Below are 12534 nucleotides of genomic sequence, written 5' to 3'. Positions count from 1 at the left end.
AAGATGACATGCCCGAGATGCTCCGGAGGAACCGGTCGGGCGCCGGACTGGGGTGGCTGCGCTGTGCTGGTCACGTGTAACTCCTCGGGCCACCGGCCTCACTGCCGGGGGTGGGGGCGAGCCCTTCCGGACGGTGTCTCCAGTGGCGCACACGTTTACGCCACCCACCACCTGAAGGTAAAAGCAACGAAGCAGAGACTATGCCTTCAAGTTTCGAAGTCAACACGGGGTCCTGTGGTGAGCAGGCAACGAGAAACCACTCAATGTGACGGACTGGTGTTCAAGACTTGAAGAGACAGGGGCTGCGTAGCTACGGATACCCCGTAAGCGGCGTGGGGAACGCCACAACCGCTGCCGGTCGCGTACGGGTGTTCCCGGGCGCTCGCCACGACCGGTACCGCCGTTCGGGCGAGGGCCGACGCGGGGCCCCGGCCGGGGCGCGGCAGCCGGCCAGGACGCGGCAGTCGGCCGGGGCACGGTCGGCGTCAGCGCAGGCGCTGGCTGATGACCTTCGACACGCCGTCGCCCTGCATGGAGACGCCGTACAGCGCGTCGGCGACCTCCATCGTCCGCTTCTGGTGCGTGATCACGATCAGCTGGGAAGCCTCCTGCAGCTCCCGCATGATCCCGATCAGCCGCTGCAGATTGGTGTCGTCGAGCGCCGCCTCGACCTCGTCCATCACGTAGAACGGGCTGGGCCGGGCCTTGAAGATCGCCACGAGCATCGCGACGGCGGTCAGCGACCGCTCGCCGCCGGACAGCAGCGAGAGCCGCTTGACCTTCTTGCCGGGCGGCCGGGCCTCGACATCGACGCCCGTGGTGAGCATGTTGTCGGGGTCGGTCAGGATCAGCCGTCCTTCGCCGCCCGGGAACAGCCGCCCGAAGACCCCTTCGAACTCGCGTGCCGTGTCCCGGAACGCCTCGGTGAAGACCTGCTCGACCCGCTCGTCGACCTCCTTCACCACCTGGAGAAGGTCGATACGTGTCTTCTTCAGGTCCTCAAGCTGCTCGCTGAGGAACTTGTGGCGCTCCTCCAGCGCGGCGAACTCCTCCAGCGCGAGCGGATTGACCTTCCCGAGCTGCTGGTAGGCCCGCTCGGCCGCCTTGAGCCGCTTCTCCTGCTCGGACCGGTGGAAGGGGCGGGGCAGGTTGCGCGGATGCTCCGGGTCGTCCGGCAGCTCCTCGCCCTCGGCGGGCAGGGAGGGCGGGACGAGCTGGGTGGGCCCGAAGTCCGCGACCAGGCCCGCCGGTTCGACGCCCAGCTCCTCCAGAGCCTTCGTCTCCAGCTGCTCGATCCGCAGCCGCTTCTCGGCCCCGAGCACCTCACCGCGGTGCACCGAGTCCGTGAGCTTGTCCAGTTCGGCCTTGAGGTCGCGCCCCTGGCTGCGGGCGACGACGAGATCCTGCTCCCGGCGCGCCTTTGCGCTCTCGGCGGCCGTGCGCTCCTCGTCCGCCCGGCCGAGGGAGACCTCGACATGCGCGAGCAGTTGCCGTGCCCCGGAGGCGACCGCCCCGGCGACCGCGGCCTCGTGCCGCAGCCGCGCCCGGCGCTGCTCCGCGCGGGCCCGCGCCTCGCGTTCGGCGCGCGCGGCCCGGTCGAGCGAGTCGGCCCGCCCGGCGAGCCCCTTGACCCGCTCCTCGTGCGTACGCACCTGGAGGCGGGCCTCCATCTCGGTCTGCCGCGCGTTGGCCCCGTCAGCCGCGAGCCGGTCCCGTACGGAGGTGTCGGGCTCCTCCTCGACCGGCATCTCCTCGGCGACGACGAGCCGTTCGGCCAGCTCCTCCACCTCCTCCACGGCCCGGTCGAGTGCTTCCTGCGCACGCGCCGCCGCGGCGGTGCTCCGCTCGGCCTCCCCCACGGCGCCCCGCGCCTGCCCGGCCAGCCGCCCGAGCTGCTGCGCGACCTGCGACCTCTCCCGCTCCCCTGCGCGCCGCCGCTCGCCCAACTCCTCGACGAGGGCGGTGCGTTCCTTGCGCAGCTCGGTGGCGCGCTGCTGGGCCGCGCTCAACTCCTCGCACAGCACGCCCAGCTCCGCCAGCTCGGCCGTGGCCTCGTCGACCGACGCCTGCACTTCGAGCAGACTGGGCGCCCCGGCGGAACCGCCCTGCGCGAAGTGCGCCCCGAGCAGATCGCCCTCGGCGGTGACGGCGGTCAGCTCGGGCCGTGCGTAGACCAGGTCCTCGGCGTCCTCCAGGGTCCCCACCACGACGATCCCCCGCAGGAGCCGCCGCACGGCAGGCATGAGTTCCGAGGGCGCACGGACGAGATCGGCGGCGTACGGGGGATCCGTCGCGGGCCGGGGATCTCCCGCCGTGAAGGCCGCCCCCGGGGTGACCGTGGATTCCGGGGTGCCCGTCGGCTCCGGGTTGCCCTTCGGCCCCGGGGTGCCCTTCGGCTCCGGGATGTCCGCCGCCCCCGCCAGCAGCAGCGCCGCCCGGCCCGCGTCCTGTTTGCGGAGCAGGCGGATGGCCTCGGCCGCCGAGGCGGGCGTGGTCACCGCGATCGCGTCCGCCGCCGCGCCGAAGGCCGCCGCCAGCGCGACCTCGTGGCCGGGGGCGACCGTGAGCAGTTCGGCTGCGGGGCCGAGCAGGCCCGACAGCCGGTCGCGCGCCGCGAGCAGCGCGCCCGTGCCGTCCTTGCGGCGCAGGCCGAGGGCGAGCGCGTCGCGCCTGGCCTGGGTGGCCGCGCGCCTGCGTTCGGCGGAGGTGGCCTCCTCACGGGCCGCGGTCAGCGCGGACTCGGCGTCGGTGAGGGACCTCCTGGCCGCCTCGTGCTGTGCGGCCAGTTCCTCGTCGCCCGCGTCCAGCCCGTCGACCTCCGCCTTGAGCTGCTCGTACTCCTCCTGGGCGGCGACCGCTCGGTCCTGCGCCTCGTCGCGGGCGGCGGCGAGCCGGTCGATCTCGGACTGGGCGGAGGCGGCGCGCGAACGGGCCGCGTTGACCTGGCCGCTCAGCCGGGCGAGCCCCTCGCGGCGGTCGGCGATGGCCCGGGCCACGTCCTTCAGCCGTCGCTCCTCCACCGCCAGTTCACGCTCCAGGTCGGCCCGGTGGGCGACCGTGTCCTCCAGGGCGTGCTCGGCGGCCTCCAGGGCCGCTTCCAGCTCGGCCTCCTGCTCCCGTACCCGCGCGGCCTCGCGCTCCATGTCCTCGGGGTCGCGTCCGCGCCGCTCCTCCGGCGGCTGGGCGGTCGCGCTCTTCACCCGGGCGTCCGCCAGCGAGACCGTGCCGCGCACCCGCTCGGCCAGCTGCGACAGCTCGTACCAGGTCTGCTGGGCGCGCTGCAGCCGCGGAGCGAGCCGCCGCACCTCGTCCTCCAGCGTCGCCTCGCGCTGGAGGGCCCTGCGCAGCTCGGCCTCGGCGGCCTCCTTGCGCTCCTTGAGCGCGGCCTCGTCGGCGACCTCGGCCTGGAGCGCCCCCCGCAGCCGTACGAGGTCGTCGGCGAGCAGCCTCAGCCGGGCGTCCCGGAGGTCGGCCTGGATGACGGCGGCCCGGCGTGCGACGGCGGCCTGCCGGCCGAGCGGCTTCAACTGCCGCCGCAGTTCGTCCGTGAGGTCCTGCACGCGCGCGAGGTTGGCCTGCATCGCGTCCAGCTTCCGCAGCGCCTTCTCCTTGCGCTTGCGGTGCTTGAGGACGCCGGCGGCCTCCTCGATGAAGGCGCGGCGGCCCATCGGATCGGCGTGCAGGACGGAGTCGAGCTGCCCCTGTCCGACGATGACGTGCATCTCGCGGCCGATGCCGGAGTCGGACAACAGCTCCTGGATGTCGAGCAGTCGGCAGGTGTCGCCGTTGATCTGGTACTCGCTGCCGCCGTTGCGGAACATGATCCGCGTGATGGTGACCTCGGCGTACTCGATGGGCAGCGCGCCGTCGGAGTTGTCGATCGTCAGCGAGACCTCGGCACGTCCCAGCGGGGGCCGGCCCGTGGTGCCGGCGAAGATGACGTCCTCCATCTTGCCGCCGCGCAGCGACTTGGCTCCCTGCTCCCCCATGACCCAGCTCAGGGCGTCCACGACATTGGACTTGCCGGAGCCGTTGGGCCCCACGACGCAGGTGATGCCCGGCTCGAACCGCAGCGTGGTGGCCGAGGCGAACGATTTGAACCCGCGGAGGGTCAGAGCCTTGAGGTGCACGCAGCCGGACTTTACCTTCCGGATCGGTCGAACTGGTCGGTCTCACTCCACGAACGCTCGGTTTCACCCATGAACGTGCAGGGCACATCAGACGTTAAAGAGAGTGAACAGCCGACGATGAGCGATGGGGTACCGGGGGAAAGAAAGAAGGGACGCCGAAGCGTCCCTTGCAACTCTGTTAGCGGCTGACACATGCAGCCTGTTCACTGGTGGTGGTGAGGGTGCTCTTCAGCGATCAGGTGAGCGCAGGCTCCGCCTGGGGTACGTCGATGCTTTCGAGAAGCGAGTCGTGAGAAGCGGCAGCCGCGAGCGCGTCGTTCTCGGCCTGGATTCGTCCGAGCTCGGATTCCAGGTCCTGGACGCGCTGCTGGAGCCGTCGCATCTCGGCAATGAGTCGCGGGTCGGAGCCGCCGACGTAACCGAGAAGCGCCTTTGCCATGATGGATGGTCCTCCACACTGAGTGACCGACCGAAGCGGTGTGGGTCGTGAGGGAATCGCACCCGCGATGCTTGGCGATCTTGTGTTCTTACTGCCGCTCTTACATGCCAAACAGCTAAGGTGCGCGGGGACTTTCAGCGTCTCACCAAAAAGTTTGACGGTCAACACGATCACGCCCCGTATTGGCGGGCAACCCTCGGCGCGCGGCCCGGGAACGGGCGGCGCGGCATCTGTGGAGGGACCCGTGGGGCGCGGAGATCATCCTTGTCGGCGGAGCCTGCCACGAGTGGTGCTTTCTTGGCAACCACCTGGTGCTTTCCCTCCCGGACGGGTACCCGGCGCACGCCCCGCGCTCACGTCGGAGAGGGTCGCGACCGCCGTTGCGGAGTGGATCTCACCGGATGGCGAAGCCGTCGTAGCCGCCCCGTGGCGTGTCCCAGATCTCAGTGACTCCGTCGACCCTGCCCGGCGTGTCGTCCCCCGTGAGCCACTCCAGCAACCCCTGACACCCCTCCCGGGGGCCCTCCGCGACCACCTGGACCCGTCCGTCCTCCAAATTGAGAGCAAAACCACTCAGGCCGCCGATCTCCAGGGCCCTGGCTCGCGTGTACCAGCGGAAACCCACGCCTTGCACGCGCCCGCGTACCCACGCAACCAGCCTCGTATGCTCACTCATGGCTGCACGCTAACGGGCCAATTACTCTCGGAGCACTTCCTCCCCTTGCGCCATGGGGTACCGTCCCGACCCAATGAGCCTCACTCGTTCGGGTGAGGAACGTTGACCGCAAGGATCAGGAAGGCCAGGAGATGGGACGCCACCGACGCTCCGCCGCCGGCCGCGCCGCCACAGGCCGCGCCACCGGGGTCACGGACACGTACGAGCCGTACACGGGCGGCCACGCGACGGATGACGCGAGCCACTTCGCCGGCCTGGGTGACTACCCGAGCCTGGGCGACCACGCCACCGCGGGTGACCACCGCACCGCCGGGGACTACCTGACCGGCGGCCCCTACTCGACCGCGGGCATGTACGACTCCCCGGGCGGCATCCACGAGACGGGCGACCTCTACGCGAAGAGCGACGCCTACCTCTTCACCGACGACGAGCCCACAGGTCACGCGTCGGGCGACTACACACCCGACCGGGGCGCCCGGCGAGGCGGCCAGCGCCGCCGTAGGAAGGGCGCGACGCCGGTACGCACCGGTCTGCTCGGTGTCTCGGCCGCGGTCGCCATGGGCGCCGTCGCCGTCGCCTCCGGGGTGATACCGGGCAGCGACTCCCTGTCCATCGGCGGCGGCTCGGACAAGGTGCGCGCCCAGGACACCCCGAGCGACGTGGAGACCCAGGGCGGCACGAACGGTTCCGCGGACGACCGCGTGGACCCGGGCACCAGCCGCGACCTGGAGCGCTCTCCCTCCTCCCCCTCGGTCTCGCCGACGAAGGCTCCGGAGAAGGCCGCGAAGAAGCCCTCCGCGAAGCCGTCGACGAAGGCTCCGGCCACCGAGGAGTCGAAGACCGAGGAGCCCGCCGCGAAGGCTCCGGCGACGAAGGCCCCCGAGACGACTCCGTCGAAGGCCGCGTCCACGCCCTCCACGGCCGAGGCCGCGGTCCTCTCGCTGGTCAACGAGGAGCGGGCCAAGGCCGGCTGCAGCCCGGTGACCGCGTCCAGCACGCTGGCCGCGCTCGCCGAGTCCTTCAGCGAGGACATGGCTGCGCGGGACTTCTTCGACCACACGGACCCGGACGGGGCCTCCCCCTGGGACCGCGCGGAGAAGCTCGGCATAGCGAACCTGGGCGGCGAGAACATCGCCCGCGGCCAGGCCGACGCCGCCGCGGTGATGGAGGCCTGGATGAACAGCCCCGGCCACCGCGCGAACATCCTGAACTGCGACTTCAAGACCCTGGGCGTCGGCGCGCACTTCGCGTCGGGCGGCCCGTGGTGGACGCAGGACTTCGGCTACTAGCCAAGGCGTACAGCAGCGGGCACTAACTTCTGGTTAGTGCCCGCTGCTGGTTAGTGCCCACTTCTGGTGAGCGCTGCATCGGAGTACGCTCACGGCGTGGACCTCACCGAGACGCCGGACCTCGCGTACGACGTGTTCTCCAAGGCGTGCCCTTCCCGGGGCACCCTGGAGCACGTCACGGGACGCTGGGGCGCGCTCACGATGGGCGCGCTGGCAGCGCTGCCCGAGGCCGAGGGATCGCTGCGCTTCAACGAGCTGCGCCGGCGCGTCGACGGCGTGAGCGAGAAGATGCTCTCCCAGACCCTGCACGCGCTGGAGCGCGACGGACTGGTGCACCGGGACGCCCAGCCGACGAACCCACCGCGGGTGGACTACGAGCTGACCCCGCTGGGCCGCGAGGTCGCCGGACGGCTGCTCGCCCTCATCCACCTCGTGGAGGGGCGCATGGACGACGTGCTGGAGGCGCGCGAGCGTTACGACACCACGCGCGGCGGCCGCTGACAGCGCGGGCAGAAATAGCTGGACCGGTTCATCCACGGCCTGCGCCGCATCACGGTGCCGCAGCGCCGGCACGGCTCGCCCTCACGCCCGTACGCGTCGAGTGAGCGGTCGAAGTAGCCCGACTCGCCGTTCACGTTGACGTAGAGGCTGTCGAAGCTGGTACCGCCGACGGCGAGCGCCGCGTTCATCACATCCCGTACGTGGCCCAGGAGTTCGGCCGTGCGCGGGCGCGTGAACCCGGTGGTGGGGCGCTCGTAGTGCAGCCGCGCGCGCCACAGCGCCTCGTCCGCGTAGATGTTGCCGACGCCGCTGATCAGCGACTGGTCGAGCAGGGCGCGTTTGACGGTCGTGCGCCGGCGCCGCAGCGCCTCGTGGAACGCGTCGTCGTCGAACAGCGGGTCCAGGGGGTCGCGCGCGATGTGCGCGATGACGTCGGGGAGCCCGTCGGGCGAGGTCTCGTGCAGGGAGAGCCCGCCGAAGGTGCGCTGGTCGACGAAGCGCAGTTCCGTGCCGAGGTCGTCCTCGAAGCGGACGCGGATGCGCAGATGCTTCTCATCGGCCGCGTCCTGCGGCTGGACGAGGAGCTGACCGCTCATGCCGAGGTGGGCGAGCACGGCGGTCGCGGAGTCCGCGAGCGGCAGCCAGAGGTACTTGCCGCGGCGCTGGACCAGCCCGATGCGGTGCCCTTTGAGGCGGGCGCCGAAGTCCTCGCCGCCGGCGATGTGGCGGCGGACGGCGCGGGGGTGCAGGACCTGGGTGTCCGCGACGATTCGGCCGCTCACCCAGCGTTCGAGGCCTCGCCGTACGACCTCGACCTCGGGCAGTTCTGGCACGGGCTCTCCTCCGGAGGGGTGGCTTGTGAAGGTGCGGTGCGGTGCGCTGCGCGGGCCGTTGTCGGGTGCGGGTGGGTGGGGGCTGGGCGCGCCGTTCCCCGCGCCCCTTGGGGGCTGCGCCCCCTCAAGACAAAAGATTGCGCCGTTCCCCGCGCCCCTGAAACGCGTCCCTGGACCGCGCCCCTGGAAGCGAAGGAGAAAAGACTTCGCCCGCCCCCGTTCGTCGGGGGCGGGCAAAGGCGTTGGGTGTCAGGCTGACGCCGGGTCGGTCGTGGTCGGGGAGGGGGCGGCGGGCGTCTCCTCGGTGACCGTGGCCGTCGGGGCTTCCAGCTCGGCGGTGGCGGCTGCCGCGGCACGTTCGTCCGCGGCGGAGCGGATGGCCCGCCAGGCGGACTCCGCGGCCTGCTGCTCCGCCTCCTTCTTGCTGCGGCCGGTGCCGGTGCCGTACGAGACGCCTCCGACGCGGGCAGCAGCAGTGAAGGTCTTCTCATGGTCCGGGCCGGTCTCGGTGACCAGGTACTCGGGAACCCCGAGCCCCTCGGTCGCCGTGAGTTCCTGGAGACTGGTCTTCCAGTCCAGGCCCGCACCCAGATTCGAGGATTTCTCGATCAGGGGATCGAAGAGACGGTGGACGAGTTCGCCCGCCGCGTCCAGACCCTTGTCGAGATAGACAGCGCCGATCACCGCTTCGAGGGTGTCGGCGAGGATGGAAGCCTTGTCCCGGCCACCTGTGCCCTCTTCGCCCCGGCCGAGCCGGATGAAGGAGCCGAGGTCGAGCTCACGGCCCACCTCCGCAAGCGCACGCGAGTTGACCACCGCGGCCCGCAACTTGGCCAGCTGGCCTTCGGGCAGGTCGGGGTGGGTCGTGTACAGCGTGTCCGTGACCACGAGGCCGAGTACGGAGTCCCCGAGGAACTCCAGACGCTCGTTGGTCGGCAGACCGCCGTTCTCGTACGCGTACGAACGGTGGGTCAGTGCACGCACCAGAAGGGCGGACTCAAGTTTGTACCCGAGCCGCCCTTCCAGAAGGGTGTGGGACGAGGCTGTGTTCTCCGCCTTTTTCTTGGCGCTGACTTCCGCCTTGGCGTCGTCCGCCTTCTTGGGGCTAGACACAGTGCCTCTCACCAGCCGCTCAGACCTCGAGGACCTGGCGCTTGTTGTAGGTGCCACAAGCAGGGCACGCGATGTGCTGCAGCTTGGGCTCGTGGCAGCGCTCGCACGCAACCAGGGTGGGGACCGCAGCCTTCCACTGCGACCGGCGGTGGCGCGTGTTGCTGCGCGACATCTTCCGCTTCGGAACAGCCACGGCTACTTCTCCTGCTTCTCGTCGGCGTGCGCTGATGGAAGCGCGCCGCCGCCCAACTCGTCCTTCTCGCCATCTTCGAGTGAACCGGCGAGTCCTTGCAGTGCCGCCCAACGGATGTCGACGGCGTCATGATGGTGGTCCGGGTCGTCCGCGAGCCGGGCTCCGCACTGGGAGCACAGACCCGGGCAGTCGTCCTGGCACACCGGCTGCATCGGCAGTGCGAGCACCACCGCATCACGCAGCACGGGTTCGAGGTCGAACAAGCCGTCCTCGATGAAGAGCGTGTCCTCGTCGTCCTCGGCGTCGTCGGCCGGCTCCGCTTTCACACGGCCCCGGTCGTCGGCGTCAGGGTACGAGAACATCTCCTGGAAATCCGTGTCGAGCTGCTGCTCGACCGGCTCCAGACACCTTACGCACTCCCCCTTGGCCAGTGCATGGGCGGTGCCTGTGACAAGCACCCCTTCCATGACCGACTCCAGACGGAGGTCGAGCTTCACCGGGGCGCCTTCCGGCACTCCGATGACTCCCTGCAGACCGAGGTCCTTGGGAGCGTCGATCTCACGGGTCAGGCGCTGCAGCGCACCGGGACGCCGCCCCAGCTCGTGTGTGTCGAACACGAGAGGGTTGCGGTGGTCGAGGCGGGCGTTCAGAGCCATTCCTGCTTTCGATCTCGAAACTCGGGGTACTGCCCTCGGTGGTTCCCGGGCAGCGGTGATCGCGGACGTGCACACGACCGAAGAGCCAGGATACTGGACCTTTCGCTCTCGGCCCAATCCGGTGCCCACGCCCCTCGCGGGGCCCCGCCGCGCTTGCGGTCAGCGCCCCTGTTCGTACGCCCGCAGCTGCTCCGCGCTGATCATGGTGGTGTCGAAGAGACTGGTCTCGTCGAGCGCGTTCTCCTGCGGCTGGGGCGTCTGGGGAGCCTGGGCGTACCCCTGCTGCTGCCCGCTCTGGTCGTACGCGGCCTGCTGGTCGTACCCCTGCTGCGGGTAGGCGGCGTACGGGTCGGCGTTCTGCTGGTAGCCGTACCCGTCGTGCTGCCCGTACTGCTGTTGCTGGTAGCCGTACGGGTCGGCCTGCTGCTGGTAGGCGTACGCGTCCTGCTGGGCGTACTGCTGCTGGTGGGGCGGCTCCGCCGGGGGCTGGGGCTGGTCGGCGGCCCGGGGCCTGGCGGCCTGCTCGGGGATCTCCGCGAGGCCGTCCAGGTACTCGGCGTCGGTGGTGTGCTGCCCGGTCGGCCCGTCCTCGCCGAAGGCACCGAGGTCGCCCAGGTCGTCGCTGGCGATCCGGCCGTGCAGCTTCTGGCGGCCCCGGCCGACCGCGTCCAGGGTCTTGGCGAGGACGGCCTCGAAGGCGCCGAGCTTGACGTCGACGTACTGGTCGGCGTTGTGGCGCAGGGTCTCCGGGTCGAGGCTGCGCTCGGGGGCGTCCTCGTCCTCGTAACCCTGCTCGTCCGTGCCGGGTCCGGTGCCGAGCAGCTTCTCGCGGCCGCGGCCGACCGAACCGAGGGTCTTGGTGAGGACGACCTCGAAGTTGGCGAGCTTGGAGTCGACGTACTCGTCGGCCTCGGCGCGGACCTCCTCGGCCTCCTTGCGGGCCTCGGCGAGGATCCGGTCGGCCTCGTTCTGCGAGCGGCGGGCGACCTCGGTGTCGGAGATCAGCGAGCCGCGCTCGGCGTGCGCGGACTCGACGATCCGCTCGGCCTCAAGACGGGCCTGCTCGACCATCTGCTCCCGGCCGCCGATCAGTTCCTGGGCCTGGGCGAGAGAGCCGGGCAGCGCCTGGCGTACCTCTTCGAGCAGGGAGAGCAGCTCGGCGCGGTTGACCACGCACGAGGCCGACATGGGCATCGAACGGGCGTTGCCGACCGCCGAGACGATCTCATCGAGCTTCTTCTGCACGTCCACCGTGTGCTCGCCACTCTCTACAGCTGTGATGGAGACGGACGGTTCGACTGTACGACCACTCCAGCCCCGCCCGACACCGGATCCCGGACTTGCTCAGTCCGTCTTGAGACGTTCCGTCAGGGCCCCGAGGACCAGCGGCGGGACCAGGTGGGAGACGTCTCCGCCCCAGGTCGCGACCTCCTTGACGAGCGAGGAGGAGAGGAAGCTGTAGGTGGGGTTGGTCGGCACGAAGAGGGTCTCGACGCCGGAGAGGCCGTTGTTCATCTGGGCCATCTGCAGTTCGTAGTCGAAGTCGCTGACCGCGCGCAGGCCCTTCACGATGGCCGGGATGTCGCGCTCCTTGCAGAAGTCGACGAGGAGGCCGTGGAAGGACTCCACCTCGACGTTCCCGAACTCCGCCGTGACCTGGCGGATCAGGTCGATGCGCTCCTCGATCTCGAAGAGGCCCTTCTTGGACTGATTGATCATCACCGCGACGTGCACGACGTCGTACAGCTTGGAGGCTCTGGCGATGATGTCGAGATGTCCGTTGGTAATCGGGTCGAACGACCCGGGACAGACGGCGCGGCGCACTTCAGATCCCTCGCTCTCCGGTCCGGTCATCGTGCGTCTTCGCACGTAGAGGCGGCGCGACCGTACCAAAACGTTCCCTCGCCGTAGCGACGGGAGCGCAGTGCGTCAAAGCCGTCCGGCCATCGGAATTCGCCGCCTCTGGTACCGCGTTCAACGGTGACGAGCGCTTCGCCCGCGAGCCAGCCCCCCGCACGGAGTGTGAGCAGGATCTCGCGAAGATCGTCGTCCGTGACCGCGTACGGCGGATCGAGGAACACGAGGTCGTACGGGGCCTCCGGGACGGCGGTACGGATGATCTGTTCCGCTTTGCCGGACCTCACCTCGGCGCCGGGCAGGCCGAGCGTCTTCACGTTCTCCCGGATCGTGCGGGTGGCTCGGGCGTCGGCCTCCACGAGCAGGGTGTGACCCGCGCCGCGGCTCAGCGCCTCCAGGCCGATGGCGCCCGAGCCGGCGTACAGGTCGAGGACGCGGTCGCCGTCCAGGGGGCCGCCGAGCAGGGACTGCCAGGTGGAGAAGAGACCCTCGCGGGCGCGGTCGGAGGTGGGTCTTGTGCCGGTGCCGGGCGGGACTGCGAGGCGTCTGCCGCCCGCTGTGCCGGCGATCACGCGGGTCATCGCGGGTCCTTGCTGGAGGGGGTGGTCACGGGGTCAGTCTGGCAGGTGGGGGGTCCTTCGCACGGTGGGCGGGTGCGGGTCCGTCGTGGTTGCTCGCGCAGTTCCCCGCGCCCCTGAAAAGCCGGCTCCGCCGTGCCTTTCGTCTCGGTCGGCTGAGAAAGGCGGGGCTGCGCCCCCGCCTTTCTTCTTTCAGCCCGTCTGGGGGCACCTCCCAGCGGTAGCTGGGGGAGATTGAGGACGAGGCCGTTCAGGCCGATGCGGGGGTC

11 protein-coding genes and 1 pseudogene are annotated in these 12534 nt (G+C 70.5%); 2 read left to right on the top strand and 10 right to left on the bottom strand.

The genetic code is table 11. The annotated features are described in order from the left end of the window. Nucleotides 1-485 precede the first annotated feature (485 nt). The 3 genes from ACFWGJ_RS34225 to ACFWGJ_RS34215 all read right to left on the bottom strand — a co-directional run bounded on the left by ACFWGJ_RS34225 (nucleotide 486) and on the right by ACFWGJ_RS34215 (nucleotide 5245). On the bottom strand, nucleotides 486-4130 hold the full coding sequence (locus tag ACFWGJ_RS34225; protein WP_387332394.1) for an AAA family ATPase: 3645 nt from the start codon (nucleotides 4128-4130) through the stop codon (nucleotides 486-488). A gap of 235 nt (nucleotides 4131-4365) precedes the next feature. Further along, complete coding sequence (locus ACFWGJ_RS34220) at nucleotides 4366-4569, bottom strand: hypothetical protein (protein ID WP_107021972.1); 204 nt, start codon at nucleotides 4567-4569, stop codon at nucleotides 4366-4368. Between the two features lie 394 nt (nucleotides 4570-4963). Beyond that, entirely contained in the window at nucleotides 4964-5245 is a 282-nt protein-coding gene (locus ACFWGJ_RS34215; RefSeq protein WP_107021912.1) for an acylphosphatase, read from the bottom strand. Nucleotides 5246-5376: 131 nt separating this feature from the next. Here ACFWGJ_RS34215 and ACFWGJ_RS34210 point away from each other — a divergent pair, with 131 nt between their 5' ends. Both ACFWGJ_RS34210 and ACFWGJ_RS34205 read left to right on the top strand, forming a co-directional pair. Then, nucleotides 5377-6534, top strand: coding sequence for a CAP domain-containing protein (locus tag ACFWGJ_RS34210; RefSeq protein WP_387332391.1), 1158 nt, complete (start codon nucleotides 5377-5379; stop codon nucleotides 6532-6534). 96 nt (nucleotides 6535-6630) lie between these two features. Beyond that, nucleotides 6631-7035: a winged helix-turn-helix transcriptional regulator gene (locus tag ACFWGJ_RS34205; protein ID WP_387332390.1), complete on the top strand. Its 405-nt coding sequence runs from the start codon at nucleotides 6631-6633 to the stop codon at nucleotides 7033-7035. Here the strand turns inward: ACFWGJ_RS34205 and mutM are convergent. From mutM to rsmD, 7 genes and pseudogenes are all read right to left on the bottom strand, one after another. Next, a complete protein-coding gene (gene mutM, locus ACFWGJ_RS34200) occupies nucleotides 7008-7868 on the bottom strand; it encodes a bifunctional DNA-formamidopyrimidine glycosylase/DNA-(apurinic or apyrimidinic site) lyase (RefSeq protein WP_387332388.1) in 861 nt (286 codons plus the stop codon). The genes ACFWGJ_RS34205 and mutM overlap by 28 nt on opposite strands. Before the next feature lie 249 nt (nucleotides 7869-8117). Continuing rightward, a complete protein-coding gene (gene rnc / locus ACFWGJ_RS34195) occupies nucleotides 8118-8993 on the bottom strand; it encodes a ribonuclease III (protein WP_387332386.1) in 876 nt (291 codons plus the stop codon). A 7-nt stretch (nucleotides 8994-9000) separates the two neighbouring features. Then, complete coding sequence (gene rpmF / locus ACFWGJ_RS34190) at nucleotides 9001-9174, bottom strand: 50S ribosomal protein L32 (RefSeq protein ID WP_006139588.1); 174 nt, start codon at nucleotides 9172-9174, stop codon at nucleotides 9001-9003. A 2-nt stretch (nucleotides 9175-9176) separates the two neighbouring features. Continuing rightward, entirely contained in the window at nucleotides 9177-9830 is a 654-nt protein-coding gene (locus tag ACFWGJ_RS34185; protein WP_387332384.1) for a YceD family protein, read from the bottom strand. A 159-nt stretch (nucleotides 9831-9989) separates the two neighbouring features. Next, complete coding sequence (locus tag ACFWGJ_RS34180) at nucleotides 9990-11081, bottom strand: cell division initiation protein (protein ID WP_387332382.1); 1092 nt, start codon at nucleotides 11079-11081, stop codon at nucleotides 9990-9992. Between the two features lie 93 nt (nucleotides 11082-11174). Continuing rightward, entirely contained in the window at nucleotides 11175-11654 is a 480-nt protein-coding gene (coaD, locus tag ACFWGJ_RS34175) for a pantetheine-phosphate adenylyltransferase (protein WP_199855041.1), read from the bottom strand. A gap of 26 nt (nucleotides 11655-11680) precedes the next feature. Beyond that, a pseudogene (gene rsmD / locus ACFWGJ_RS34170) lies at nucleotides 11681-12277 on the bottom strand (16S rRNA (guanine(966)-N(2))-methyltransferase RsmD); the annotation flags it as partial. Between the last annotated feature and the right edge of the window lie 257 nt (nucleotides 12278-12534).

The sequence above is a fragment of the Streptomyces sp. NPDC060205 genome (genome assembly GCF_042728395.1).
Lineage (GTDB): Bacteria > Actinomycetota > Actinomycetes > Streptomycetales > Streptomycetaceae > Streptomyces.
Note: the sequence above shows the minus strand (reverse complement) of the source record. Positions and strands in the feature narration are given on the sequence as shown.

Bases quoted from the DNA above. Each gene is read 5' to 3' on its own strand.
- ACFWGJ_RS34220 (WP_107021972.1), bottom strand. From the start codon at position 4,569: ATGGCAAAGGCGCTTCTCGGTTACGTCGGCGGCTCCGACCCGCGACTC.
- ACFWGJ_RS34215 (WP_107021912.1), bottom strand. From the start codon at position 5,245: ATGAGTGAGCATACGAGGCTGGTTGCGTGGGTACGCGGGCGCGTGCAA.
- ACFWGJ_RS34210 (WP_387332391.1), top strand. From the start codon at position 5,377: ATGGGACGCCACCGACGCTCCGCCGCCGGCCGCGCCGCCACAGGCCGC.
- ACFWGJ_RS34185 (WP_387332384.1), bottom strand. From the start codon at position 9,830: ATGGCTCTGAACGCCCGCCTCGACCACCGCAACCCTCTCGTGTTCGAC.